Raw genomic sequence first — 25,579 nt, forward strand, 5'->3', positions numbered from 1 at the left:
ACCGGGGCCCGGCGCGGCCGGCGGGGGCTGTCCGCACCGGCACCTATGGTGACGGCCATGGGCGCCCTTCCCCCGCGCACCGGGTCCGGCGGCTCCGCGACCGCACGTCCTCCGGTGCCGAGCCTTCCGCATCCGCCGGCCGCGCGCGGCGGCACCCCCGCGACCACGGGGCTGCGACCGGTCCCCGTGCCGGTGCAGACGAGCATCGAGGACCTCGGGCGCCCGCTGCACGCCACGACCTTCGTCGTGGTCGACCTGGAGACCACGGGCGGGGCACCGGCGGACGCGGGCATCACCGAGATCGGTGCGGTGAAGGTCCGCGGCGGGGAGGTCCTCGGGGAGTTCCAGACGCTGGTCAACCCGGGGGTGGGCATCCCCCCGTTCGTCGCGCTGCTCACGGGGATCAACGACGCCATGGTGGCGGGCGCGCCCCGGCTGGCCGAGGTGCTGCCGAGCTTCCTGGAGTTCGCGCGCGGCGCGGTGCTGGTGGCGCACAACGCGCCCTACGACGTGTCCTTCCTCAAGGCGGGGTGCGCGAAGGCGCAGCTGGCGTGGCCCGCCCCCGAGGTCGTGGACACCGTGCGGCTGGCCCGGCTGCTCGTGGGCCGCGACGAGGCGCCCGACCGCAAGCTGGGCACGCTGGCGCGCCTGTTCGGCGCGACGACCACGCCGGACCACCGGGCCCTGTCGGACGCCCGCGCGACCGTGGACGTGCTGCACGCCCTGCTGGCCCGCCTCGGTGGCAGCGGGGTGCAGACGCTGGAGGACCTGGCCACCTTCACCTCCCGGGTCTCGGCCGCGCGCCGCGCCAAGCGCCACCTGGCCCTGGGGCTGCCCTCGGCCCCCGGGGTCTACCTCTTCCGCGACGCCGCCGAGCGGGTCCTCTACGTGGGGACGTCGGTGGACCTGCGGAGCAGGGTGCGCTCGTACTTCACCGCCTCGGAGACCCGCCCGCGCATCACCGAGATGGTGCGGCTGGCCGCGTCGGTGACCCCGGTGGTGTGCACGACGGCGCTGGAGGCCGAGGTGCACGAGCTGCGGCTCATCGCCGAGCACGACCCGCCGTACAACCGCCGCTCCCGCCGACCGGAGCGCTCCCCGTGGGTGAAGCTGACGGCCGAGGCGTGGCCGCGCCTGTCGGTGGTGCGCGAGGTGCGCGGTGATGCAGGGGCGGGTGCGCAGTACCTGGGCCCCTTCTCCAGCCCGCGCGCGGCGGAGCTGGCCGTGGCCGCCCTCCACGAGGCGTTCCCGCTGCGGCAGTGCACCCGGCGCATCCCGCGGCGACCGGCCGCGGACGGGCCCGCGGCGTGCGTCCTGGCGGAGATGGGCCGTTGCGGGGCGCCCTGCCTGGGGGTGGAGCGCGGCGGTCAGGACGCCGAGGGCTACGCGCGGGTGGTGGAGTCGGTGCGGGCGGCGATGGTCGCCGACGCCCGGGACGCGGTGGCGGCGCTGCGGGCGCGGATGGGCCTCCTGGCGGAGCAGGAGCGCTACGAGGAGGCCGGCGAGCAGCGCGACCGCCTCGACGCCTACCTGCGGGCGGCCTCCGCCATGCAGCGGCGGGCGCCGCTGGCGGCCTGCCCCGAGCTCGTCGCGGCGCGGCGCTGCACGGCCCGTCCGGGGTGGCCCAGCGGGGGCTGGGAGGTGGTGCTGGTGCGCCACGGCCGCCTCGCGGGCACCACGGTGACCCCCGCGGGCGCCGATCCGATGCCGTACGTGGCGGCGCTGCGGGCCACGGGTGAGGCGGTGGCGGCTCCGGTGCCGCCGGCGACGGCGGCGCTGGCGGCCGAGACGGAGCGGGTGCTGGCGTGGCTGGAGCAGCCGGGCGTGCGGCTGGTGGACGTCGTGGGCGCCGAGGACGCGCCGTGGGCGTCTCCCGTGCACGGTGCGGCGGGGGCCCGCCACCGCTGGACGTCGGGCGAGCCGTCCGGTGCGCGGGGACCCGAGACGGCGGGGCCCGGCCCGGCTACGCTGCCCGCGTGATCACCGCCATCGTGCACGTGCAGACCGACGGCCGTCGCATCCCCGAGGTGGCGGAGGCGCTGGCAGAGGTGCCGGGCGTCTCCGAGGTGTACTCCGTGACCGGCGACGTGGACCTCGTCGCGATGGTCCGGGTGCGCCGCCACGAGGAGCTGGCCGACGTCATCGCCGGGCAGGTCAACAAGGTCGACGGGGTGGTGAGCACCGTGACGAACATCGCGTTCCGGGCCTACTCCCGCCACGACCTGTCCAGCGCCTTCTCACTCGGCCTGGAGGACTGAGGACCCCTCCCGGGGCCGCCCGCCGGAGCCGCCCGTCCCGCGGGGCGCGGGCAGCTCCGTGCTGCACTGACGGGTCCCGCCGGAGCTGACGCCCTCAGCCCGCGCTGGCCTCGACCCAGCGCTCGAGGACGCCTGCCGCGGCGCCGGAGTCGAGGGACTCCTCCGCCCGCCGCACCCCCTCCGCCAGGTGCGCCGGCAGGTCGTCCAGCACCTCCTGCCCCCCGGCCCCGGGTGCCCGCACGCCCGCGGCGAGCATCGCGGCGGCGGCGTTGAGCACGACGGCGTCGCGGACGGGACCCCGCGTGCCGTCGAGGAGCCGACGGGCCACCGCGGCGTTGTGGGTGGCGTCGTCGCCCCGCAGGTCCTCCAGGACGGCGGGCGCCATGCCCAGCTCGGCGACGGCGTCGAGGCGTCCCTCGCGGACCCCACCGCCGGGGGTGGCGGACCAGACCCGCGCCGGGGAGACCGTCGTGAGCTCGTCGAGGCCGTCGTCGCCGCGGAAGACCAGGGCGGAGACGTCCCGGCGGGCGAGGACCCCGGCGACCAGGGGCGCCATGGCCGCGAACGCGACGCCGATCGCCGCGGCCTGCGGGCGCGCGGGGTTGGTGAGCGGGCCCAGGACGTTGAACGCCGTCGGGATGCCGAGGGCGCGGCGGGTGGGGGCCGCGTGGCGCATCGCGGGGTGGAAGACCTGGGCGAAGCAGAACGTGATGCCGGCTTCGACGGCGACCTCCGCGACCCGCGCCGGCGGCAGGTCCAGGCGCACCCCGAGGGCCTCGAGGACGTCGGCGGAGCCGGAGGCGGAGGACGCGGCCCGGTTGCCGTGCTTGACGACGCGGTGCCCGGCCCCGGCGAGCACGAGCGCGGCCATGGTGGAGATGTTGACGGTGCGCGCCCCGTCGCCGCCGGTGCCGACCAGGTCGACGGCCGGGCCGGGGACGGTGATCGGCACGGCGTGGTCGAGCATCGCCGCGGCCAGCCCCTCCAGCTCCGCGACCGTCTCGCCCTTGGCGCGCAGGGCGACGAGGAAGCCCGCGAGCTGCACCTCGTTCGCCTCCCCGGCCATCACCTGGTCCATGGCCCACGAGGTGCTCGCGGCGTCCAGGTCCTCGCCGGCGACGAGGCGGGCGATCAGGTCGGTCCACGTGCGGCGGCCGGCACCGGGGGTGGCGGGGGCGGGGGGCTGCGCGGAGCTCGTCATGGTGCCTTCCGGCCGCTGGCGGAGCGGGAGCGGGCGCGTCCCGGCGGCGCCGAGCGTACCGACGTCGCCGGCGCGCGGGCAGACCGCTCCGGACCCCTCCTCCGTCGTGCCCGCGCAGACCTCTGCGGGCGCTCCTGCGGGGCCGTGGCACCGGTGTCCGCCGGCGCCCGGGACCGCACCGGCGGAGGGGCTGCGCGGCGGCTGCCGGGCGGCTGTGGGGCGTCTCACCCTCCCCCGCGGCGCGTTGAGCCGGGGCGGGCGGGGCGTCGCCACCCGCTTGGGGCAATAATGACGGTCGTGGCGAGCGCACAGGCAGTCCAGAGCAGCACACCCAGTCCGGCGCACGGGTCGGTGAACCGGCCCAACGTGGTGTCGGTCGGGGTGATCGTGTGGCTCTCCAGCGAGCTGATGTTCTTCGCCGGCCTCTTCGCGATGTACTTCACGATCCGGGCCGTCGCTCCCCAGATGTGGGAGACGGGACCGACGCTGCTGAACATCCCCTTCTCCAGCGTGAACACGGCGATCCTCGTGGTCTCGTCGCTGTGGTGCCAGTTCGGCGTCTTCGCCGCCGAGCGGTTCCAGCCCCGGCGCACGGGCGGGCTCCTCGACTTCAAGCGCTGGGGAATGATCGAGTGGTTCGTGCTGACGTACATCTTCGGCGCGATCTTCGTCGCCGGGCAGGTGCTGGAGTACGCGGAGCTGATCCACAAGGGGCTCTCGATCAGCACCAACGGCTACGGCTCGGTGTTCTACCTGACGACCGGCTTCCACGGCCTCCACGTGGTCGGCGGCCTCATCGCCTTCCTCATGGTCATCGGCCGCGCCTTCGCCGCCCGCCGCTTCGGCCACGCGGAGGCGACCAGCGCGATCGTGGTCAGCTACTACTGGCACTTCGTGGACGTGGTCTGGATCGGCCTGTTCGCCGTGATCTACATCCTCAAGTGACCGGCTGCCCGCGACCAGCGCACCCGCCAGCCCAGCAACGACGGAAGCGAGCTCGACGACCGTGACCAGGACCCTCTCCGCGCTCAGCGCGCGCCGCCGCCACCCCCTGGCCGTCGTGCTGCTGATCGCACTGGCCCTGACCCTGACCGGCGGCCTGTACGCCGCCCTCGTGCCCCAGCCGGCCAGCGCGCAGCCGGAGCAGTCGGCGTCGGCCACCGACATCGCCGAGGGCGAGAAGCTCTTCATCGCCAACTGCGCGACCTGCCACGGCTTCAACGGCGAGGGCGGCGACCCGCAGCCCACCGGGTGGGGCTACGGCATCACCGGCCCCTCCCTCGTCGGCGTCGGCGCCGCGGCGGTCGACTTCCAGGTCGGCACCGGGCGCATGCCGCTGCCGTACCAGGGCCCGCAGGCCGTGCCCGCGGAGCGGATCCGCTTCTCCCAGGAGCAGATCAACCAGATGGCGGCCTACGTGGCCTCCCTGGGCCCCGGCCCGGCCATCCCGGCGGAGGAGTTCCTGGACATCACCGCCCTCACCGAGGAGGAGATCTCCCGGGGGTCGAACATCTTCCGCACCAACTGCGCGATGTGCCACAACTTCGCCGGGGCCGGCGGGGCGCTGACGAAGGGCAAGGAGGCACCCGCCCTCTTCAACGTGACCGAGCGGCACATCTACGAGGCGATGACCACCGGCCCGCAGTCGATGCCGGTGTTCAACGACAACACCATCGCGCCGGAGGACAAGAAGGCGATCATCGGCTTCCTGAAGTCGATCCACAGCCAGCCGGACCCGGGCGGTCTGCCGCTGGGCTACCTCGGGCCGGTGAGCGAGGGCCTCTTCGCGTGGGTGGCCGGGATCGGCCTCCTCATCGGCTGCGCGGTGTGGCTGGGGATGAAGTCCTCGTGAGCGGCCGCCGGATGCGGAACGTGCAGGTGCAGGCGACGGAACAGCCCCGCGCAGGGACAGGACAGGAACGATGACCCAGCAGATCCAGCCGGCTGAGCAGCCGCCGAACCCGGCACACGGCTCGAGCACCGCCGTCAGCTCCGTGTCGGAGGCGAACTCCGCCGAGCGCTTCACCGACCCGGGGCTGCCGCCGCACCGGCACCGCCTCGTCGACGTCGACCCGCGCGCGGCCAAGCGCGCGGAGCGGCAGGTCGCGACGCTCTTCATCCTCTCGATGATCGGCACCCTCGGGACGCTCGCCGCGATCATCGGCATCGAGTACGAGGGCCACAACGAGTACTTCGACCGCCTGGCCGCGGTCAGCCTCTCGACCAAGGCCATCGGCTTCGCGCTGTTCGTGTCGCTGTTCTGCCTCGGCGTGGGCGCGGTCCACTGGGCCAAGACCCTCATGCCCGACGAGGAGCGCGTGGACTACCGCCACCGCCAGCGCGGCACGGACGCCGAGCGCGCCCGGGCCGTCGCCATCCTCAAGGACGGCGTGGCGGAGACGGGCCTCGGCCGTCGCCCGCTCATCCGCAACACCCTGATCGGCGCGGCTGCCCTGCTGCCGCTGTCTGCGCTCTTCTTCTTCCGCGACACCGGTCCTCTGCCGGGCACGGCGCTGGAGCAGACGTGGTGGGACGAGGGCGAGTACCTCATCAAGGACCCCGAGGGCGGTCGCATCCTCGCCGCGGACGTGCAGCTCGGCTCGATCGTCCACGTCATGCCCGAGACGATCGAGGAGGCCGGTCACGACCTCCTCGCCGAGAAGGGCAAGGCCGCGGTCATCCTGCTGCGTCTGAAGCCCGAGGAGCTCAACCCGCCGGCAGGCCGGGAGGACTGGGCGGTCGACGGGATCGTCGCCTACTCCAAGATCTGCACCCACATGGGATGTCCGGTCGCTCTGTACGAGCAGACGACCCACCACCTGCTGTGCCCGTGCCACCAGTCGACCTTCGACGTGACGCAGGACTGCAAGGTCATCTTCGGACCGGCCAAGAGGCCGCTCCCCCAACTGCCGATCATGGTCGACGAGGACGGATACTTGGTGGCCAGGGCTGGCTTCCAGGAGCCCGTCGGACCGAGCTTCTGGGAGCGCGGATGAGCACCACTGCAAGCCGCCCGGCGTCGCGCCAAGACAAGGCCGCTGCGGGCGTCGCGAACTTCGCCGACGACTCCGTCGGCGCCAGCAAGATCGTCAACGGCTTCGCCCGCAAGGTCTTCCCGGACCACTGGTCCTTCATGCTCGGGGAGATCTCGCTCTGGACGTTCGTCATCCTGCTGCTGACGGGCACGTTCCTGACCTTCTTCTACGTGCCGAGCATGGGCGAGATCCCCTACGAGGGCGTCTACGCCCCCCTGCACGGGCAGATCGTGTCCGAGGCGTACGCCTCGTCGCTGGCGATCTCCTTCGACGTCCGCGGCGGTCTGATCATCCGGCAGATCCACCACTGGGCGGCGCTGATCTTCGTCGCGTCGACCGTGGTGCACATGTTCCGGGTGTTCTTCACCGGCGCGTTCCGCAAGCCGCGTGAGATCAACTGGGTCATCGGTGCGCTGCTCGCCATCCTGGCCGTCTTCGAGGGCTTCACCGGCTACTCCCTCCCCGACGACCTGCTCTCCGGCACCGGCATCCGCATCGCCCAGGCGATCATGCTCGCGGTGCCCGTGGTGGGCACCTACCTGAGCTTCTTCTTCTTCGGCGGCGAGTTCCCGGGTCACGTGCTGATCCCGCGCTTCTACGTCATCCACATCCTCCTGCTGCCCGCGATCATGCTGGCGCTCATCGCGGCGCACATGTTCCTGCTGGTGCTGCACAAGCACACCCAGTTCCCCGGCCCGGGCCGGACGAACGACAACGTGGTGGGCTTCCCGCTCTTCCCCGTCTACATGGCGAAGATGGGCGGCTTCTTCTTCATCGTGTTCGGCGTGATCGCGCTGATCTCCGCGTTCGTGGGGATCAACCCGATCTGGGCCTACGGCCCGTACGACCCCTCCCCCGTGACCGCCGGCTCCCAGCCGGACTGGTACATGGGCTGGCTCGACGGCGCCGTGCGACTGACACCGGGCTGGTGGGAGTTCACGCTCTGGGGCTTCACGTTCTCGATGAACATCTTCATCCCCACCACGGTGATCATCCTCGTGGTGATGGCGGTGCTCGTCGCCTACCCGTGGATCGAGCAGATCGCGACGGGTGACTACCGCGAGCACCACCTGCTGGACCGCCCCCGCAACCAGCCGACCCGCACGGGTCTCGGCGTGATGGCGCTGACGTTCTACGTCATCCTGCTCATCAGCGGCGGCAACGACATCATCGCCCACATGCTGAACCTCAGCATCAACGACCTCACCCGGGGTCTGCGCCTGCTGCTGTTCGTCCTGCCGCCGATCGCGTTCTGGGTCACCAAGCGGATCTGCCTCGGCCTCCAGCGCCGCGACCGCGAGAAGGCCCTCCACGGGCGCGAGACGGGCCGCATCGTCCGCCTCCCCCACGGTGAGTTCATCGAGGTCCACGCGCCCCTCGACGAGTACGAGCGGTGGATGCTCGTCCAGCACGAGAGCCAGCGTCCGCTGGAGCTGCAGCCGGCCGCGGGGGCGAACCCCGACACCCTGTTCGGCAAGGTGCAGCACGCCCTGTCGCGCTTCTACTTCGACGACCGGGTGGAGCCCGTCACCCCGGCGGAGCTGGAGGCGGCGCACCACCACCACGGTCACGGTGGTGAGCACGCGGCGATCGACCCCTCGGAGAAGGGCAGCGCCAAGACCACCAACTCGCTGACCACCCAGGGCTGAGCCCGGACCAGCGCACGCGAGGGGCCCGGCAGGATTCGTCCTGCCGGGCCCTTCGCGTTCCCGCCCCAGGCCCCGGGAAGGCCATCGACCCGGACGCCGCTAGCGTGCCGGTGTGAGGCCGTTCCTCCTGCTCGCCACCCGCGCGGACGACACCGTCGCCGATGCCGAGTACGCCGCTGTCCTGCGCTACGGCGGCCTGCACCCCGAGGAGCTGGTGCGGGTGCGTCTCGAGCAGGCGCCGATGCCCGAGGTGGACCTGGAGGCGTTCTCCGGGATCGTGGTCGGGGGAAGCCCCTACTGCACCAGCGATCCGGAGTCGTCGAAGTCGGAGACCCAGCGCCGCGTGGAGCAGGAGCTGGCGGTGCTGCTCGACCGGGTGGTGGCCGCGGACATGCCGTTCCTCGGCGCCTGCTACGGGGTCGGCACGCTCGGCGTCCACCAGGGCGGGGTCGTGGACGGCACCTTCAGCGAGCCCATCAGCACCGTGCCGGTGACCCTGACGGAGGCGGGCTGCGCCGATCCGCTGTTCGGTGCGCTGCCGGTCACCTTCGACGCCTTCGTCGGCCACAAGGAGGCGATGCGCGTCCCGCCCCCGCACGCGGTGGTGCTGGCCTCCTCCCCCGCCTGCCCGGTGCAGGCCTTCCGCGTCGGCCGGAACCTCTACGCGACGCAGTTCCACCCCGAGCTGGACGTCGAGGGGATCATCGGGCGCGTCACCGTCTACCGGCAGGCCGGCTACTTCCCGCCCGAGGAGTACGACGAGGTCGTCGCCCGGCTGCGCCGCTCGCGGGTCGAGATGCCCTCGCTGCTCCTGCGCCGCTTCGTCGAGAGGTATCGGCGCTGAGAAGGGCGCGCCCGCTCTCCACGCGCAGGGCGCCGTCCGACCGGGGGTTCAGAGGTCGCGGGCGAAGCGGGTGCGGACGGGCTCGAAGCCCAGGCCGCGGAAGAAGGCGTGGGCGCCGTCGTTGAACAGCCAGCTGTCCAGCCGGAGGCCGCTCAGCCGGTGGGCCCTGGCGTGGTCCTCCGCTGCCGCGAGCAGGGCGGAGCCCACGCCCCGCCGGCGGGCGGCCGGGTCGACGCCGAGGTGGTGGACGAAGAGCACGTGCTCGTCCGCGGTGAAGGGACCTGCGGCCCGGTGGACCTCCACCGCGTAGAGGTAGCCGGCCGGGCGACCGGCGAGGTCGGCGATCCACACGAGGCCGTCCCCGGCCACCTGCGTGGCGAAGAAGCCCGCCACCGCTGCGGGGTCGTGGGGCGCGAACCGCCCCGGGGCGGCGTCTCGGTGCAGGTGCTGCACCGGCTCGTTCAGCGCAGCGACCACGGCGGCGTCGGCGGCGGTGGCGCGGCGCAGCCGCACCGCCGCCTCGGGGATCGTCACGAGGGGTGACCCTGCCGCAGCGCCACCCGGGCGGTCCACTGCTTTCCGCTCCCGGCCGCGGAGAGCCCTGGAGGGCTGCGCTGCCCCGGCGCGGCCCTCGGGTGGGTCCTCAGGCCGGCTGGGCGGCGGGAAGGGCGGATCCGGCCTTCCACTCCTCGTACGGCAAGCTCCAGGTGGTGTAGCCGTTGCCGGGCTCCATCCCCCCCTCGGAGCCGACGAACTCGACGACGTCGCCGACCGTGGAGTGCTCGAAGAGCCAGCGGGCGTCCTCGGTGCTCATGCCGGTGCAGCCGTGGCTGACGTTCGCGGAGCCGTGGGACGCGGCGGACCAGGGAGCGGCGTGCAGGAACTCGCCGGAGTTGGTCAGGCGCATCGCGTACTTCACGTCGAGGGCGTAGTACTCGGGGTCGTCCTCGCTGACCCCGGTGGTCTCGGCGTCCATCCGCCGCTCCGCCTCGCGGCTCATGATGACCTTCACTCCCCCGCGGGTGAGGTACCTCCCGCCGTTGCCGCCCTTCCCCGTCGTCACGGGGATCGTCCTCACGACCTGCCCGTCCTCCCGGACGGTGAGGGTGTGGGCGTCGACGTCCACGGTGCTGACCACCGCCGATCCGACCTGGAAGTCGATGTCGCGGTCGGCCTTGCCCCAGACGCCGGGCGCAACCTCGACGCCGGCGAGGTCGACGTCCACGTGCACGGCCGTGCCGGCGGGCCAGTACTCCCGTGGACGCCTGTCCACCCGCCGGCCGGAGACCCAGCGCCAGGAGCCCTGAACCGCTGCCGGCCGGGTGCTCACGTCCAGCCGTTCCTCGACGGCCGCGCGGCGATCGTCGGCGACCTCCTCGTCGAGCAGGCCGAGGACGGGCATGCCGACGCCCACGGTGGACCCGGCCAGCGGCGCGACGCTGGCGCTGACGAGCGCGGTGGGTTCCACGGTGCTGAGGCTGCTCGTCCGCTCGGTGCGCAGGCCCGAGTCGCTGAGGGCGGTGACGTGCACGGTGTAGGTGGTGGCCTGGGAGGCCGTTGAGCGGGGCGCCGGCGGGGTCGGTCACCTCCACGGCCTGCAGGGAGCCGTCGGTGACGGCGACCCGGATGCGGGCGTCGAGGGGCACCCCGGCCGCCGCGTCGGCGGGTGAAACGTGCACCGCCGCGGGCGTCGGCGCCGGGGTGGTGCCGCTCGGGGTGGCGTCAGGGGTGGCGCCTCGCGCCTCGGGGCGGCACTACCCGCACCGCCCTGGCAGCCGCTGACTGCGAGGACGGCCCCCACCACCGCGACGGCGATGCCCCACCGGCTCGTGCTGCTCCTCACGCGTCCCCTGCCTCCGCTTCCGCTGCTGCTCGTCGGTCGTCGGCTCACACCGACCATCGATGCCCGCAGCAACCACTCTCGGCGGCATGACGCGCACAGGGGCCATTCCGTTGCAGCCCCGCGACGATGCCCCCTGGGGCGAGGCGGGACCAGGCGGGGCGGGACCAGGCGGGGCGGGACCAGGCGGGGCGGGACCAGGCGGGGCAGGACCGGGCGCGGCCGGTCCGGGCGGGTGGACCGGCCCGGCCCCGTGGTCCAGGTAGCTGTGGCGCCGGGCACCTGCGCCGAGCGGTCGACGCACCGCGGACATGCCGAAGGGCCGGCCACCGGGGCTTCCGCCCGCGGTGACCGGCCCTTCGGCTCAGCCGGTCCGAACGTCAGTGCGCGTGCTCGCCCACGAAGTACTCGAACACCCAGCCGATGAGGAAGACGATCGAGAAGGCGACGCCGATGATCGACAGCCACCACCCGATGGCGGCACCGGCGAAGACCAGCGCGGCGCCGAAGGACAGGGCCAGCGGCCACCAGCTGTGCGGGCTGAAGAAGCCCTGCTCCCCCGCGCCCTCGGTGATGTCGGCCCGCGGGTTGTCCTCGGGCCGCTCGTCGATGCGGGCACCCGTGACGGCCAGATAGCCGCCCACGAGGACCGCCAGCCCCGCGGTGAGCAGGAGGCAGACGAAGCCGACGGGCTCGTTCCACTGCGTCAGCAGGCCGTAGACGAAGGCGATGGGGAGGAAGAAGAGCAGTCCCCCGCTGAACAGCCAGATCTCGGACTTCATGTCAGTGGCCACCCTTCCGCGGCAGGTCTTCCTGGCGACCGGTCAGGTCGGCCTCGCCGTACACGTGGTCGAGGAGGTTCTTGTCGCTCGTCGGCGTGTCGTGGCCCGGCACCTCGGGGTGGTGCAGGTCGAAGGCCGGCCGCTCGGAGCGGATGCGCGGCAGCGAGGTGAAGTTGTGCCGCGGCGGCGGGCAGGAGGTCGCCCACTCCAGGGAGTTGCCGTAGCCCCAGGGGTCGTCGACCTCGACCTTGGGCGCCTTGACCGCGGTCTGCCACACGTTCCAGAGGAACGGCAGGGTGGAGGCGCCGAGCAGGAAGGCACCCACCGTGGAGACCTGGTTCATCAGCGTGAACCCGTCCTCGGGCAGGTAGTCCGCGTAGCGGCGCGGCATGCCGGAGGCCCCCAGCCAGTGCTGGATGAGGAAGGTCGTGTGGAAGCCGATGAAGAGCAGCCAGAAGTGGATCTTGCCGAGGCGCTCGTCGAGCATCTTGCCGGTGAACTTCGGCCACCAGAAGTAGAAGCCGGCGAACATCGCGAAGACGACCGTGCCGAAGACGACGTAGTGGAAGTGGGCCACCACGAAGTACGAGTCGGACAGGTGGAAGTCCAGCGGGGGCGAGGACAGGATGATCCCGGTCAGGCCGCCGAAGAGGAACGTCACCAGGAAGCCGATGGCCCACAGCAGCGGCGTGTCGAAGGTCAGCGACCCGCGCCACATCGTGCCGATCCAGGTGAAGAACTTCAGGCCGGTGGGCACCGCGATCAGCATGGTCATGAGCGCGAAGAACGGCAGCAGGACCTTGCCGGTGACGTACATGTGGTGCGCCCACACCGACACCGAGAGACCGGCGATCGAGATCGTCGCGAAGACCAGGCCCTTGTAGCCGAAGACGGGCTTGCGGCTGAAGACGGGGATGATCTCGGTGATGATCCCGAAGAAGGGCAGCGCGATGATGTAGACCTCGGGGTGCCCGAAGAACCAGAAGAGGTGCTGCCACAGGATCGGTCCGCCGTGCGCGGCGTCGTAGACGTGGGCACCCATCACCCGGTCCGCGCCGAGGGCGAGGAGGGCCGCCGCGAGCACCGGGAAGGCCATCAGCACCAGGACGCTGGTGATGAGGATGTTCCAGGTGAAGATCGGCATCCGGAACATCGTCATGCCCGGGGCGCGCATGCAGAGGATCGTCGTCACGAAGTTGACGGCGCCGAGGATCGTCCCGAAGCCGCCGAAGGCGAGGCCGAAGACCCACAGGTCCCCGCCGAGGCCGGGGCTGTGGACGGCGTCCGACAGCGGCGTGTAGGCGAACCAGCCGAAGCTGGCCGCGCCCTGCGGGGTGAGGAAGCCGGCGCCGGCGATGATCCCGCCGAACAGGTAGATCCAGTAGGACAGCATGTTCAGCCGCGGGAACGCGACGTCCGGCGAGCCGATCTGCAGCGGCATGATCGCGTTCGCGAAGGCCGCGAAGAGCGGCGTCGCGAACAGCAGCAGCATGATCGTGCCGTGCATGGTGAAGAGCTGGTTGTACTGGTCCTTCGAGTTCACGACCTGGATGCCGGGCTCGAAGAGCTCGGCCCGGATCAGCAGCGCCATGACGCCGCCGATGAGGAACCAGATGAAGGAGGTGATGAAGTAGAGGTTGCCGATCACCTTGTGGTCGGTGCTGGTGACCCACTTGGTGACCACGCTGCCCCGGGACCGGGGCACGCTCACGCCGGCCGGCTGCCTGGTGGTGGTGCGCGCGGCGAAGCCGGGCGGGAAGGTGCTCTCAGTGGCCATCGGGGGTCAGCTCCTCTGCGGCCTCGGACTCGCCCTCGGGCTGAGGGGTGGCGGCCTCGCGCTCCAACGCGCCGGCGAGCTCCGTGATGAGCTGGCCGGTGTTGCCCTGGTCGCGCAGGCTCTCGATGAAGGCTTCGTACTCGTCCTGCTCGACGACCTGGACGTTGAAGAGCATCTCCGAGTGGTACTCACCGCACAGCTCGGCGCACTTGCCCTGGAACATCCCGATCTTGGTCGGGGTGACGTGGAACTCGTTGGGCGCACCCGCGATGGCGTCCATCTTGAACAGCCAGGCAGGCACCCAGAAGGAGTGGTTGACGTCGATGCCGTAGACCTCGACCTCGACCGTCTGGTCGACCGGGAGGACGAGGGTGGGCAGCGTCTCCTCGACGCCCTCCACGCCCGTCAGGACGGCCTGGCGGCCGGCGACGTAGACGTCCTCGTCGTTGTAGTTGAAGTCCCAGCCCCACTTCTTGCCGATGACGTCGATCTTGACGTCGACGGGGCCGTCGTTCTCCAGGATCGCCGCCTCGTCACGGGCGGTGTAGAAGAACAGGACGCCGACCATCATCACGGGCAGGACCGTGTAGAGGATCTCGATCGGCATGTTGTAGCGGACCTGCGGCGGCAGCTGCGGGTCCCCCTTGCGGCGGCGGTAGGCCACCACGCACCACAGGGTGAGGCCCCAGACCACCAGGCCCACCAGCAGCGCCGCGATCCAGGAGCCGTTCCACAGCGTCTGGATGCGGGGCGTCATGTTCGTCGCGCCGTCGCTCACGATCGGCAGGTAGCCGTGGGCGAAGTCGCTCTCGGCCTGCCGCTCACCGCAGGCGGCGAGGAAGAGCGTGGCTCCCACCGCCGCGGACGCGCGCAGCGCCCAGGACGAACGGCGGCGCCGTACTGCGTACGAGTCTCGCGTGCCCAACGTCGGCCTCTCCACGTCCCTCGATCGGATCCGGCCGGGCGGTCGGGGCCGGCCCTCGAAGGGTCGTCACCACGCGCACGGCACTCGGTCCTGAGACTACCCCCCGCTCTCCGGCGGGGACTGGTCGGGGCGCGCGGCGAAGGCGCGTGGCGCCGGGAGGGCCAGCGCGGGGCCGAGGGCGGCCAGGTAGTCGACGCGCGCGACCTCCTCCACGCCCAGGGTGGCCAGGTGGTCCGTGCGCCACTGCACGTCGACGAGCCGGCCCCGCACGCCGTCGGCCATCAGCCCGGCGAGGGCCACGACCGCGGCCTTGGAGGCGTCCGTGGTGCGGTGGAACTTCGACTCCGCCGCGAACAGACCACCGAGGGCGACCCCGTACAGGCCGCCGACGAGCTCGCCGTCCTCCCACGTCTCCACGGAGTGGGCCCAGCCCAGGTGGTGCAGCCGCGCGTACGCCGCAGCGACGGCCGGCGTGATCCACGCTCCGGGGCGTCCGGGGTCGGCGCAGCCGGCGACCACGTCCTCGAAGGCGGTGTCCACACGCACCTCGAAGCGGCGCAGGGAGCGGCGCAGGGACCGGGAGACGTGCAGCCGCTCGGGCCGCAGGACGCCGCGGGGGTCGGGCGACCACCAGCCGACGGGCCCCCGTCCGCGACGGCCCAGGCCCATGGGGAAGTAGCCGGCCCGGTAGGCGGCCAGCAGCGTCGCGGGACGCAGGTCCCCGCCCGCACCCACCAGGTCCTCGCCCGGCAGGGGGCGCAGCGACGCGAAGTCGAACCGCGACGGTCCCGGGTCGACCGGCCGGGCCGCGGGCGCGGCGGACGGCCGGTCGACCGGGAGCGTCACGGCGTCCTCAGCAGGAGCCGCGGCTCAGCTGAAGGAGTCCCCGCAGGCGCAGCTGCTGCCGGCGTTGGGGTTGTCGATCGTGAAGCCCTGCTTCTCGATGGTGTCCGCGAAGTCGATGGTCGCGCCCTCGAGGTAGGGGACGCTCATCTTGTCCACCACGACGCCCACGCCGCCGAAGTCGCGCAGCGCGTCACCGTCGAGCTCGCGCTCGTCGAAGTAGAGCTGGTAGATGAGGCCGGAGCAGCCGCCCGGCTGCACCGCGATCCGCAGGCGCAGGTCGTCGCGCCCCTCCTGCTCCAGCAGGGCCTTGACCTTGGCCGCTGCGACCTCGGTGAGCTCGACCCCGTGGGTCGCGGTGGTTCCGTCCTGGACGGTCATCGGTGTCGTCTCCGCTCCGCTCGACAGCTCGTGGGCACGTCCGGGGGCACTCCCCGGACCGCCTCTTGCGAGAACCAGCGCGCGGCCCGCGCTGTTCCCGCCGTCCTGCTCGCCCGCCGCCGTCCGCCGTGGCGGCGCCGCGCGGGCGGGACCAGGGTACGGCGCCTCAGCCGGCCCGGGCGCCGTCCGCGGCCGGCACCGGTCCGGCGGGCCCGCCCGCCAGGGAGTCCAGCAGCAGGGCGTGGGCCAGGCAGGCGCGGGCGAAGTCCTCCAGGTGCAGGGACTCGTCGGCGCCGTGGGCGCGGGAGTCCGGGTCCTCCACCCCCGTCACCAGGATCGCCGCGTGCGGGTAGACCGCCGCCAGCTCGGAGATGAAGGGGATGGAGCCGCCCATCCCCATCTCCACGACCTCCACGCCGTAGGCCTCGGTGAACGCGCGGCGGGCGGTGGCGTGGGCGGCCGTGGAGGTGTCGGCTGCGAAGGGCGCGCCCAGCTCCCCCTCCTCGACGGTGACGCGCGCACCGAAGGGCGCCCGCTCCTCCAGGTGCGCGCGCAGGGCGGCCATCGCGGCGGCCGGGTCCTGGCCGGGGCCCAGCCGCACGCTCAGCTTGGCCCGCGCCGTGGGCAGCAGGGTGTTGCTCGACAGCTCGACCGACGGGGCGTCGAGGCCGATGACGGACAGCGCCGGCTTCGTCCACAGCCGCGACTCCAGGGAGCCGGTCCCCGCCAGCCGCACCCCGTCCAGGACGCCGACGTCGGCCCGGAAGCGCTCCTCCGTCAGGTCCGTCTCCGGTGCCCGCCCGCTGAGCAGGCCGGCGACCGCGACGTCCCCGGCCTCGTCGTGCAGGGTGGCCAGGAGGCGGCAGAGGCAGGTCAGGGCGTCGACGACCGGGCCGCCGTTGATGCCCGAGTGCACGGCGTGGGTGAGGACGTCGACGCGGACCACGCAGTCGACGAGCCCGCGCAGGGTGGTGGTCAGGGCGGGCACGCCGACGCGCCAGTTGGCGGAGTCGGCCACGACGATGACGTCGGCGGCGAGCACGTCGCGGTACTGCGCCAGGAACGCGGAGAAGGTGGGCGAGCCGATCTCCTCCTCCCCCTCGACGAAGACGGTCACCCCGACCCCGTCGCCCGGGCCCCACTGCGGCAGGAGGGCGCGCAGCGCGGCGACGTGGGCCATCACCCCGGCCTTGTCGTCGGCCGCCCCGCGCCCGTAGAGGCGCCCGCCGCGCTCGGTCGGCTCGAAGGCCGGGCTCGTCCAGTCCGCGGGCGCCCCCGGCGGCTGCACGTCGTGGTGGGCGTAGAGGAGGACGGTCGGGCGGCCGGGGGGCGCCGGCCGGCGGCCGACGACGGCGGGCGCGCCGGTGCGCCCGTCCTGCTCGGCGGTGAGGATGCGCACGTCGTCCAGGCCGGCGTCCCGCAGCAGCCCGGCGACGGCCTCGGCGCCGGCCGCCACGTGCCCGGGGTCGAAGGCGGGCGCGGACACGCTGGGGATGCGGACCAGGCGCTCCAGGTCCGCCCGCAGGCCGGGCTGCAGCTCGGCCAGCCGCGCGCGCAGCTCCCCGCTGCGCGCGCTGCCACCGGGGCCCTGCGGGGCGGGGACGGGCTGGGGGGACGGCTGCTCCGGCGTCATGGGCAGACGCTAACGCGCGCGCCTGACCCGTCCGACGGACCCTCCGCCGCCTCGGCCCGCAGCGCCCCGGCGAGACCGTAGGCTTCGTGCGTGTTCGGTCGCGCGAAGGAGAAGCAGGCATCCCCCGTCCCGGGCGAGGTGGCGCAGACGGCCCCGGCCGGCTCGCACCCGGTGAAGCCGACGGGCAAGGGGCGCCCCACGCCCAGCCGCGCCGAGGCGCAGGCCGCCCGGCGCCGTCCCCTGGTGCCGGCCGACCGCAAGGCCGCCCGCACGGCCGCCCGGGCGGCCGTGCGCGAGGAGCGCGCACGCATGCACCACGCGCTGCTGACCGGCGACGAGAAGCACCTGCCGGCCCGTGACAAGGGGCCCCAGAAGCGGCTGGCGCGCGACATCGTCGACTCCCGGCGCAACGTCGGCGAGTACTTCCTCATGATCGCCCTGGTGGCGCTGGTGCTGTCGTTCATCGCGCCCACGCTGGGCAGCCCGGAGGTGCTCTTCGCCTCCACCGTGCTCATCTACTCCACCCTCGTGGTCGTGGTGGTGGACAGCATCGTCGTCAGCCGCAGGGTCAAGCGCGAGGCCGCGGAGCGCTTCGGGACGGTCGAGCGGGGCCTGGGCGGCTACGCCGTCTCCCGCGCCCTGCAGGTGCGCAGGCTGCGTCGGCCCGTGGTCATGGTCCGGCGCGGCGCACCGCCGCGCTGAGTCGCGGAACCCGCCGCGGCGGAGCCCGGCGGCTTCGGATTCCGCGATCGATCGTCCTTCGGTCCGCCGATCCCACGGGTCGTGCCCTTGTCTGGCCGCGGACCGGCGTGCGATAACTGAGGCATGACCGCGACCCCCCAGCTCGTCCCGGAGCCCCGGAGCGGGAGCCTGGCGTCCAGCGCCCGCGACCACCTGTGGCTGCACTTCTCCCGGATGTCCACCTACCAGAGCAGCGACGTCCCCGTGATCGTGCGCGGCGAGGGCCCCTACGTCTACGACGACGCGGGCAGGCGCTACCTCGACGGCCTCGCGGGCCTCTTCGTCGTGCAGGCCGGGCACGGGCGCCGCGAGCTGGCCGAGGCCGCGGCCCGGCAGGCGGAGACGCTGGCCTTCTTCCCGCTGTGGTCCTACGCGCACCCCGCCGCCATCGAGCTGGCCGAGCGCCTGGCCGGCTACGCCCCGGGGGACCTCAACCGGGTCTTCTTCACCACCGGCGGCGGCGAGGCCGTGGAGACGGCGTGGAAGCTGGCCAAGCAGTACTTCAAGCTCACCGGCCGGCCCTACAAGCACAAGGTGATCAGCCGGGCGATCGCCTACCACGGCACCACGCAGGGAGCGCTGTCCATCACCGGCATCCCCGACGCCAAGAAGTACTTCGAGCCGCTCGTGCCCGGCGCGCACAAGGCCCCGAACACGAACTTCTACCGGGCCCCCGAGCACGGCGACGACCCCGAGGCGTTCGGCCGCTGGGCGGCCGACCAGATCGAGGTCGCGATCCTCGCCGAGGGCGCCGAGACGGTGGCGGCGGTGTTCCTGGAGCCGGTGCAGAACTCCGGCGGCTGCTTCCCCCCGCCGCCCGGCTACTTCCAGCGCGTCCGCGAGATCTGCGACCGCCACGACGTGCTGCTCGTCTCCGACGAGGTCATCTGCGCCTTCGGGCGCCTGGGCACGATGTTCGCCTGCGAGCGCTACGGCTACCAGCCGGACATCATCACGTGCGCCAAGGGCATGACGTCGGGCTACTCCCCCATCGGCGCCATGATCGCCACCGACCGCCTGATGGAGCCGTTCCTGCAGGGGACGAACTACTTCCCCCACGGATACACCTTCGGCGGGCACCCGGTGTCCTCGGCGGTGGCGCTGGCGAACCTCGACATCTTCGAGCGCGAGGGCCTCAACGAGCACGTGCGCTCCACCGAGGGCGCCTTCCGCTCGACGCTGGAGAAGCTGCTCGACCTGCCGATCGTGGGCGACGTCCGCGGCGACGGGTTCTTCTACGGCATCGAGCTGGTGAAGGACAAGGCGACGAAGGAGACGTTCAGCGGGGACGAGGCGGAGCGGCTGCTGCGCGGTTACCTGTCCTCGGCGCTGTACTCCAACGGCCTCTACTGCCGCGCCGACGACCGCGGCGACCCCGTCATCCAGCTCGCCCCTCCGCTGGTGTGCGACCAGTCGCACTTCGACGAGATGGAGCAGATCATCCGCGCCGTGCTGGAGGGGGCCTCGGCCCACCTCTGAGCGGGTGCGCCGAGCGGGTCGCGGCGGGGCTACTGCTCCGCCGCGATCCGCTCGACCGGGCCGCCGCCCCAGGCGTAGGTCTGCTTGACCAGTTCCAGGTAGAGGAACGTCTCGGTGCTGCGCACGCCGGGGATGCTGCGGATCTGGCTGTTCAGCAGCTCCAGGAGCTGCTCGTCGTCGGCGCAGGTCAGCTCGCAGAGCACGTCGAAGGACCCGGCGCAGAGGACGACGTAGTCCACCTCCGGCACCTCCGCCAGGCGCGCGGCCACCTGGCGGGTGTCGCCGTCGACGCGGATGCCGATCATGGTCTGGCGCATCAGGTTGACGGTCATGGGGTCGGTGACGGCCACGACCTGCATGACGCCGCCCTCGAGGAGGCGCTGGACGCGCTGGCGCACCGCGGCCTCGGACAGGCCCACGGCCTTGGCGAGCGCCGCGTAGGACATCCGGCCGTCGTCCTGCAGGTGCTGGATGAGCTCCCTGTCGACCGCGTCGACGCGGGAGCGGCGGGCGCGGGCGGTCGTGGCTCGCAGGTCCTTGGGCACGAGCGGAGCCTAGTTCCCGCAGGGCCACCCTCAGCCGCACCTCCGGGGCGAGAGCGCTCCCAGACCCCGTTACGGTCTCGCCATGGAGCACCGGTACCTCGGCAACAGCGGACTGAAGATCTCGGAGATCACCTACGGCAACTGGCTCACGCACGGGTCGCAGGTCGAGAACGAGGCGGCCCGCGCGTGCGTGCGCGCCGCCCTCGACGCGGGCATCACCAGCTTCGACACGGCCGACGTCTACGCCAACACCGCCGCGGAGACCGTCCTCGGCGAGGCCCTGCGGGGCGAGCGGCGGGAGAGCCTGGAGATCTTCACGAAGGTCTACTGGCCGACCGGGCCGAAGGGCCCCAACGACGTCGGCCTGTCCCGCAAGCACATCATGGAGTCGATCAACGGGTCGCTGCGGCGGCTCGGCACCGACTACGTCGACCTCTACCAGGCGCACCGCTTCGACGCGGAGACGCCGCTGGAGGAGACGATGCAGGCCTTCGCCGACGTCGTGCGGCAGGGCAAGGCCCTCTACATCGGCGTCAGCGAGTGGACGGCGGAGCAGATCCGCGCCGGGCACGCCCTCGCGCGGGAGCTGGGCGTGCAGCTGATCTCCAGCCAGCCGCAGTACTCCATGCTCTGGCGGGTCGTCGAGGCCGAGGTCGTCCCCACCAGCCGCGAGCTGGGCGTGTCCCAGATCGTGTGGTCGCCCATCGCGCAGGGCGTGCTGACCGGCAAGTACCGGCCGGGGCAGCCGCCGCCCGCCGGCTCCCGCGCCACGGACGAGAAGGGCGGCGCGGACATGGTCAAGCGATTCCTGCGCGACGACGTCCTCACCCGCGTGCAGGACCTCGCGCCCGTGGCGGCGGAGCTGGAGCTGACGATGGCGCAGCTCGCCGTGGCGTGGGTGCTGCAGAACGACAACGTCGCCGCCGCCATCATCGGCGCCTCCCGGCCGGAGCAGGTCACGGAGAACGTGAAGGCGTCGGGGGTGCGCATCCCGGCGGAGGTGATGGAGCGCATCGACGGGGTGCTCGGCGACGTGGTGGAGACCGACCCGGCGCGGACGGCGGAGAACGCCCCGAAGCGGCGCCCCGCCTGAGTCCGGCCGCCGCAGGGGCGGCACCCCACGGGGTGCCGCCCCTGCGGCGCTCCTGCGGAGTGCGGCGGGACGGTTCAGCGGCGAGGTCTCACTCCACGGTGCGCAGGCTCAGCGGCCCGTAGACCTGCTCCCCGTCGGCGAAGAGCCGCACCGCGTCGACGCCGCGCTCGCGCAGGCTGCGCCACGTCTCCCCGATCCAGGACTCGGCGTCGGCCTGGGTGGGGAACTGCGCGGACGCCTCCTCCACCCCGACCTGCCTGCCGTCGGCATCCTCGAAGCGCCACGTCCAGCTCGTCGGTGGGGTCACCCCGCCCACGCTAGCCGCCGGGCGGAGCGGGTGCCCGTGACAGCCCGCCTGCGGGCAGCGCGCGACACGCCGCTCGCGGAGGGGCCGACGCTCCGGCCGGGCGGCGCCGCCCGCAGACCCGCTGTCAGCGCGCGACCGCCGCAGCGGCCGCCACCGCCGCAGCCGCCACCGGGCGGCGCAGCCCGCGCAGGATCCGGGCGGCGTAGGCCGGGCCCTCGTAGACGAGGCCGGTGTAGCCCTGCACCAGCGAGGCCCCGGCGTCCAGGCGGGCCTGCGCGTCCGCGGCCGTCTCGATCCCGCCCACGGCGATCAGGACGAGGCGGTCCCCGGTGCGGGCGCGCAGCCGCCGCAGCACCTCCAGCGAGCGCTGCTTCAGCGGCGCCCCCGACAGCCCGCCGCCACCGGCGGCCTCCACCTCCGCCGCCGAGGAGGCCAGGCCCGCACGGGAGATCGTCGTGTTCGTCGCCACGATCCCCTCCAGGCCGAGTTCCAGCGCGAGGTCCGCCACCGCGTCGACGTCCTCGTCCGCCAGGTCGGGAGCGATCTTCACCAGCAGCGGCACGCGGCGGCCGGAGGAGGAGTCCGCCGCCTCCCGCACCGCCTGCAGCACCGGCCGCAGCCGCTCCACCGACTGCAGGTCGCGCAGGCCGGGGGTGTTGGGCGAGCTGACGTTGACGACGAGGTAGTCCGCGTAGCGGGCCAGCAACCGCGCCGAGGTGGCGTAGTCCTCCGCGGCCCGCTCCTCCGGCACCACCTTGGACTTGCCGATGTTCACGCCGACGCCCACGGGGTGCCTCGGCGGCACGGCGCGCAGGCGCTTCAGCCGCTCCGCGACGGCCTGCGCCCCGTCGTTGTTGAAGCCCATCCGGTTGACGACGGCGCGGTCGGCCACCAGCCGGTGCATGCGCGGGCGGGGGTTGCCCGGCTGGGGCAGGGCGGTGACGGTGCCGACCTCCACGAACCCGAAGCCCAGGTGGCTCAGCGCCTCCACCCCCGCGGCGTTCTTGTCGAAGCCGCCGGCCAGGCCGAGGGGGTTGGCCAGGTCCATGCCGAGCACCCGCACGCGCAGACCGGGATCGGCCACCACGAACAGCCGCCGCAGCAGCGCCGGCGCGAGCGGCACCCGCGAGAGCGCGCACAGGGCGGTGGAGGAGAGGTGGTGCGCCCGCTCGGGGTCGACGCGGGTCAGCACGTGGCGGTACAGGGTCCGGTAGATCACCGTGGTCCTCCGGGGTGCGGGGCGCTGGCCGGCGACCGGCGCGGACTCGGCAGCAGGTTACCGAGTCCGCGCCGGGAGCCGCGGCGTCAGAGGCGGCGCTGGACGACCTCGGTGGGGGCCCACGGGTCGAAGCGGGCACCGGCGATGAGGAGACCCGTCCCGTCGACCAGCACGTCACGGGCCAGGAACTCCCCGAGTTCCACGGTCCCGCCCACGCCGAAGGAGGTCACCGGGGCCCCGCTGCGTGCGCGGACCTCGTGCAGGCGTGACGTGAAGGGCCCGTCGCCGACCCTGCGGACGACGAGGAGCGTGTCGCGCGGGGTGAGGAACACCCCGGCTCCCTCCTCCTGGCCGGGCTCGTCGAGCAGGAGGTGGCCCCGCGCCCCGAAGGCGTTCTCGACCCGGCCCTGGAGGGACAGGCGGGTGACGAGAGCAGCCGACTCGGAACCGCCCCGGACGCGTGCCGTCCCCCCGACCGCGAGGCTGCGCCCGGACACCACCGCACCGCCTGTGACGACGTCGCGCCCGGCCGGGGCGAAGCGGACCGCGCCACCGCTGCCGAAGCGCCGGTCGAGCGTCCCGTCCGCGCGCAGGCGGGCCAGCACGCCCTCCTGCCTCCCGGCCGCCGCGCTGAAGCCGACGGCGAACAGCTCCCCGGACGGACCACGAACCAGGTCCGTGAGGTGATCGTCGCCACCGACGTCGAGCAACCGCACGCCACCGGTACCGAAGGTCGGATCCAGCCGCCCGTCAGCGCGGAAGCGCGCGAGGGCGAAGTCGCTCGTCCCGCGACCGTCCTGGTCGAAGCCCACCAGGAGCCCTCCGCCCGCGTCGGCGAGCAGGGCGGTCGGGCTCAGCGCCGGCGCGGCCGGATCCACCACGACAGGCGCGCCGCTGCCGAAGGCCGGCACGGGCGAGCCGTCTCGCGAGAGCATCGCCAGGCCGGTCTGGACCTCCTCGTACGCGCCCCCTCCCACGGCGGCGAGCACGGCGATCTCGTCGCCCGCGAGAACGGCCGTCTCCCGCAGGACCGCCGGGCGGCCGAAGTCCACCAGCGCCGCCCCACCTGCGCCGAACCGCGGGTCGAAGCGCCCGGCGGCATCCAGGCGTCCCAGCTGGACGCGGGCGGAGTAGGTCCACGTGGTCTCGTCGTAGCGTGAACTGGTCGACGCGACCACGGTGCCGACGGACTGGCGGGCCAGTTCCGAGCCGACGAGCTGGTCTCCCGCAGCGGCAGGGGCGACGTCGACGCTGCCCTGCTGACCCCAGGTCCGGTCGAGGTCCCCGGCCGCGGCGAGCGCCGCCGGAGCGGAGAGCACGAGGGCGGTCAGGGACGCGGCGGCGGTCAAGGGCAGGCGGAACACGTCGGTGCCTTTCTCGGGGGTGCCGCAGCGGAGTGCCGGCGCCTGCCGGAGCTGCTGCGCGAGACTAGCCCGCACGCCCGGCGCTGCGGGAGCGATCGGTGGAAACGACGGCCGCGGGTCACTGCTCCGGCCGCGCGGCAGACCACCGGGTCCGCGCCCGCGCTCCGCCCGCTGCGTCCGCCGGCTGCGCGTCGCGGTCAGGCCGGTGCGCCCGGGAGGCGCCGTTGCCGGTCCCGCAGCTCCCGCCGCGTCCAGGCGCGGTGCACCCAGACTGCGAAGAGGGTGGTGGCGACGACGTCGGTGACCAGCAGCAGCGGCGTGGCCGGCGGCTGCTCGGCCCACACGTCCGGAACGCCCTGCGTGCCGGCGATCAGCATGATCAGCACGTTGAGGGTGGTGTGCAGCACGATCGCCGCCTCCAGCCCACCGGTGCGGAAGGTGAGCCAGCACGCGACGAGGGCGAAGTACACGAAGTAGGCCATCGACAGCGGGTCGAAGAGGCCGTGCAGGGAGGCGAACAGCAGGGACGTGAGGCCGGCCGCGACCCAGCGGTAGCGCACCCACGTCACCAGCGTCTGCAGCAGCCACCCGCGGCAGAGCTACTCCTCCGCAGCGGCCTGGAACGGGATGACCGCCACGACGACCGCGGCCAGCGCCAGGTACGTGCCCCACCCCGGCCAGCCCGGGGCGTCGAGGGAGACGGGCTCCCCGTGGACCGCGCCGAAGACGGCGACCACCGCGAGCTGGGCGCCGACCACCACGACCGCGGCGGGCACGCACGAGAGCATCCACCGCCACCGCAACCGGCCCACCACGCTGGACACGGTGCCGAAGGGGCGCCTGCCGCCCCAGCGGACCGCGAGCGCGATCAGCGGCAGCAGCAGCGCGAGGGAGCCGAAGACGATCACCACCCCCAGCAGCGGCGACCCGAAGCTGACCTCCTCCGCCCCGCCGAGCAGGGCCTGGACGACGCCCACCACCAGCACCAGCAGGGCCAGCACCGCCAGCAGGCCCAGGAAGATGCCCAGCTCCGCCAGCGGACGCCACCACTGCGTCCGGCCCCGCCGCGCCAGCAGGTGGTACGGCAGATCGGGACCGGCCGCGCAGGCATCGGCGGCGGGGGCGGCCACCGGAGGGCTGCTCTCCCCGCTCACACGGACCGCCCTCGGCGGATCACTGCGCCAGCTGCCGTCGCAGCACGTCCACCACCAGGGCGTGGTCCTCCAGCTGCGGCAGGCCGGAGACGGCGACCGAGCCCACCACGCCCGTCCCCGCGACGGTGAGGGGGAAGGCGCCGCCGTGGGCGGTGAACTCCCGCTCGGGGACCATGAACATCTCCTCCAGCCCGAGCCCCGCCTCGGCGCAGAGCCGGCCCACCGCCAGGGAGCTGCGGTGGAAGCGCGCCACCACCCGCGACTTGCGCTCCAGCCACGCGTCGTTGTCGGGCACGCTCCCGGGCAGGGCAGCCGCGAAGAGCCGCTGCCCGCCGCGCTGCACGAGCACCGCGATCGGCAGCTCCCGCCGGCGGCCCTCCTCGACGAGCGCACACCCGAGGCGCCAGGCGTCCTCGAAGCCGAACGCCGGCCACACCAGCTCCCGCTCCTGCGCCTGCAGCTCCTCCGCAGTGGGCCAGGCGTCGTCCTCGCTCGTCATGGTCGGAGGC

25 protein-coding genes and 2 pseudogenes are annotated in these 25,579 nt (G+C 73.5%); 10 read left to right on the forward strand and 17 right to left on the reverse strand.

Features of this window, described 5'->3' with window-relative positions; all coding sequences use genetic code 11:
• Positions 1–57: 57 nt before the first annotated feature.
• Both CLV92_RS10005 and CLV92_RS10010 read left to right on the forward strand, forming a co-directional pair.
• Positions 58–1,980, forward strand: coding sequence for a DEDD exonuclease domain-containing protein (locus CLV92_RS10005; RefSeq protein ID WP_104432671.1), 1,923 nt, complete (start codon positions 58–60; stop codon positions 1,978–1,980).
• On the forward strand, positions 1,977–2,258 hold the full coding sequence (locus tag CLV92_RS10010) for an Lrp/AsnC family transcriptional regulator (protein ID WP_104432672.1): 282 nt from the start codon (positions 1,977–1,979) through the stop codon (positions 2,256–2,258). The genes CLV92_RS10005 and CLV92_RS10010 overlap by 4 nt, the downstream gene beginning before the upstream one ends.
• A gap of 94 nt (positions 2,259–2,352) precedes the next feature.
• Here CLV92_RS10010 and trpD read toward each other — a convergent pair whose 3' ends face one another.
• Complete coding sequence (trpD, locus tag CLV92_RS10015; RefSeq protein ID WP_104432673.1) at positions 2,353–3,459, reverse strand: anthranilate phosphoribosyltransferase; 1,107 nt, start codon at positions 3,457–3,459, stop codon at positions 2,353–2,355.
• 288 nt (positions 3,460–3,747) lie between these two features.
• On the opposite strand from trpD, the gene ctaE reads away from it, so the two are divergent.
• The 5 genes from ctaE to CLV92_RS10040 all read left to right on the forward strand — a co-directional run bounded on the left by ctaE (position 3,748) and on the right by CLV92_RS10040 (position 8,987).
• Positions 3,748–4,404, forward strand: a complete 657-nt coding sequence (gene ctaE, locus CLV92_RS10020) for an aa3-type cytochrome oxidase subunit III (RefSeq protein WP_104432674.1) — start codon at positions 3,748–3,750, stop codon at positions 4,402–4,404.
• Positions 4,405–4,465: 61 nt separating this feature from the next.
• The gene (qcrC, locus tag CLV92_RS10025; RefSeq protein WP_104432675.1) at positions 4,466–5,311 is read left to right on the forward strand and encodes a cytochrome bc1 complex diheme cytochrome c subunit; all 846 of its coding nucleotides are present in this window, start codon (positions 4,466–4,468) and stop codon (positions 5,309–5,311) included.
• 70 nt (positions 5,312–5,381) lie between these two features.
• A complete protein-coding gene (qcrA, locus tag CLV92_RS10030) occupies positions 5,382–6,455 on the forward strand; it encodes a cytochrome bc1 complex Rieske iron-sulfur subunit (RefSeq protein ID WP_104432676.1) in 1,074 nt (357 codons plus the stop codon).
• Entirely contained in the window at positions 6,452–8,143 is a 1,692-nt protein-coding gene (qcrB, locus tag CLV92_RS10035; protein WP_104432677.1) for a cytochrome bc1 complex cytochrome b subunit, read from the forward strand. Before qcrA ends, qcrB begins: the two co-directional genes overlap by 4 nt.
• Positions 8,144–8,255: 112 nt before the next feature.
• The gene (locus CLV92_RS10040; RefSeq protein WP_104432678.1) at positions 8,256–8,987 is read left to right on the forward strand and encodes a glutamine amidotransferase; all 732 of its coding nucleotides are present in this window, start codon (positions 8,256–8,258) and stop codon (positions 8,985–8,987) included.
• Positions 8,988–9,035: 48 nt separating this feature from the next.
• Here CLV92_RS10040 and CLV92_RS10045 read toward each other — a convergent pair whose 3' ends face one another.
• The 9 genes and pseudogenes from CLV92_RS10045 to CLV92_RS10080 all read right to left on the reverse strand — a co-directional run bounded on the left by CLV92_RS10045 (position 9,036) and on the right by CLV92_RS10080 (position 17,168).
• Positions 9,036–9,521 (reverse strand): GNAT family N-acetyltransferase, encoded by a 486-nt coding sequence (locus tag CLV92_RS10045; protein ID WP_158257188.1) that lies wholly within the window; start codon positions 9,519–9,521, stop codon positions 9,036–9,038.
• A 109-nt stretch (positions 9,522–9,630) separates the two neighbouring features.
• Positions 9,631–10,218, reverse strand: a complete 588-nt coding sequence (locus tag CLV92_RS23060; protein WP_425433571.1) for a L,D-transpeptidase — start codon at positions 10,216–10,218, stop codon at positions 9,631–9,633.
• Positions 10,198–10,527 (reverse strand): annotated as a pseudogene (locus tag CLV92_RS23225) (Ig-like domain-containing protein); the annotation flags it as partial. The pseudogene CLV92_RS23225 and the gene CLV92_RS23060, both read right to left, overlap by 21 nt.
• A 680-nt stretch (positions 10,528–11,207) precedes the next feature.
• The gene (locus tag CLV92_RS10055) at positions 11,208–11,609 is read right to left on the reverse strand and encodes a cytochrome c oxidase subunit 4 (protein ID WP_104432681.1); all 402 of its coding nucleotides are present in this window, start codon (positions 11,607–11,609) and stop codon (positions 11,208–11,210) included.
• Position 11,610: 1 nt separating this feature from the next.
• On the reverse strand, positions 11,611–13,386 hold the full coding sequence (gene ctaD / locus CLV92_RS10060) for an aa3-type cytochrome oxidase subunit I (protein ID WP_104432682.1): 1,776 nt from the start codon (positions 13,384–13,386) through the stop codon (positions 11,611–11,613).
• Positions 13,376–14,242: an aa3-type cytochrome oxidase subunit II gene (ctaC, locus tag CLV92_RS10065; RefSeq protein ID WP_245886670.1), complete on the reverse strand. Its 867-nt coding sequence runs from the start codon at positions 14,240–14,242 to the stop codon at positions 13,376–13,378. Before ctaC ends, ctaD begins: the two co-directional genes overlap by 11 nt.
• 165 nt (positions 14,243–14,407) lie before the next feature.
• Positions 14,408–15,157: a leucyl/phenylalanyl-tRNA--protein transferase gene (gene aat, locus CLV92_RS10070; RefSeq protein ID WP_245886671.1), complete on the reverse strand. Its 750-nt coding sequence runs from the start codon at positions 15,155–15,157 to the stop codon at positions 14,408–14,410.
• A 24-nt stretch (positions 15,158–15,181) separates the two neighbouring features.
• Positions 15,182–15,535 carry a HesB/IscA family protein gene (locus CLV92_RS10075; RefSeq protein WP_104432684.1) on the reverse strand — a complete coding sequence of 118 codons (354 nt, stop codon included), beginning with the start codon at positions 15,533–15,535 and terminating at the stop codon, positions 15,182–15,184.
• A 166-nt stretch (positions 15,536–15,701) separates the two neighbouring features.
• Positions 15,702–17,168, reverse strand: a complete 1,467-nt coding sequence (locus tag CLV92_RS10080) for a dipeptidase (protein WP_104432685.1) — start codon at positions 17,166–17,168, stop codon at positions 15,702–15,704.
• Between the two features lie 90 nt (positions 17,169–17,258).
• Between CLV92_RS10080 and CLV92_RS10085 the strand changes: the two genes are divergently transcribed.
• Together CLV92_RS10085 and CLV92_RS10090 are read left to right on the forward strand one after the other, a co-directional pair.
• A complete protein-coding gene (locus CLV92_RS10085; RefSeq protein WP_211291023.1) occupies positions 17,259–17,870 on the forward strand; it encodes a DUF3043 domain-containing protein in 612 nt (203 codons plus the stop codon).
• A gap of 123 nt (positions 17,871–17,993) precedes the next feature.
• Positions 17,994–19,388: an aspartate aminotransferase family protein gene (locus tag CLV92_RS10090; protein ID WP_104432687.1), complete on the forward strand. Its 1,395-nt coding sequence runs from the start codon at positions 17,994–17,996 to the stop codon at positions 19,386–19,388.
• Positions 19,389–19,417: 29 nt separating this feature from the next.
• Here the strand turns inward: CLV92_RS10090 and CLV92_RS10095 are convergent, their stop codons facing one another.
• Positions 19,418–19,921, reverse strand: coding sequence for an Lrp/AsnC family transcriptional regulator (locus CLV92_RS10095; RefSeq protein ID WP_425433572.1), 504 nt, complete (start codon positions 19,919–19,921; stop codon positions 19,418–19,420).
• 94 nt (positions 19,922–20,015) lie between these two features.
• Here CLV92_RS10095 and CLV92_RS10100 point away from each other — a divergent pair, with 94 nt between their 5' ends.
• Positions 20,016–21,026 carry an aldo/keto reductase family protein gene (locus CLV92_RS10100; protein WP_104432688.1) on the forward strand — a complete coding sequence of 337 codons (1,011 nt, stop codon included), beginning with the start codon at positions 20,016–20,018 and terminating at the stop codon, positions 21,024–21,026.
• Positions 21,027–21,114: 88 nt separating this feature from the next.
• Here CLV92_RS10100 and CLV92_RS10105 read toward each other — a convergent pair whose 3' ends face one another.
• From CLV92_RS10105 to CLV92_RS10130, 6 genes and pseudogenes are all read right to left on the reverse strand, one after another.
• On the reverse strand, positions 21,115–21,333 hold the full coding sequence (locus CLV92_RS10105) for a hypothetical protein (RefSeq protein WP_104432689.1): 219 nt from the start codon (positions 21,331–21,333) through the stop codon (positions 21,115–21,117).
• Between the two features lie 124 nt (positions 21,334–21,457).
• Entirely contained in the window at positions 21,458–22,552 is a 1,095-nt protein-coding gene (locus CLV92_RS10110; protein ID WP_104432690.1) for a quinone-dependent dihydroorotate dehydrogenase, read from the reverse strand.
• Between the two features lie 86 nt (positions 22,553–22,638).
• On the reverse strand, positions 22,639–23,916 hold the full coding sequence (locus CLV92_RS10115; RefSeq protein WP_104432691.1) for an NHL repeat-containing protein: 1,278 nt from the start codon (positions 23,914–23,916) through the stop codon (positions 22,639–22,641).
• Positions 23,917–24,113: 197 nt separating this feature from the next.
• Positions 24,114–24,503: pseudogene (locus CLV92_RS10120) on the reverse strand (CPBP family intramembrane glutamic endopeptidase); the annotation flags it as partial.
• A 12-nt stretch (positions 24,504–24,515) separates the two neighbouring features.
• Entirely contained in the window at positions 24,516–25,046 is a 531-nt protein-coding gene (locus CLV92_RS10125; RefSeq protein ID WP_104432693.1) for a hypothetical protein, read from the reverse strand.
• 43 nt (positions 25,047–25,089) lie between these two features.
• Complete coding sequence (locus tag CLV92_RS10130; RefSeq protein ID WP_104432694.1) at positions 25,090–25,569, reverse strand: heme-degrading domain-containing protein; 480 nt, start codon at positions 25,567–25,569, stop codon at positions 25,090–25,092.
• Positions 25,570–25,579 lie beyond the last annotated feature (10 nt).

The sequence above is a fragment of the Kineococcus xinjiangensis genome, assembly GCF_002934625.1.
In the GTDB taxonomy this organism is placed as follows: domain Bacteria; phylum Actinomycetota; class Actinomycetes; order Actinomycetales; family Kineococcaceae; genus Kineococcus_A; species Kineococcus_A xinjiangensis.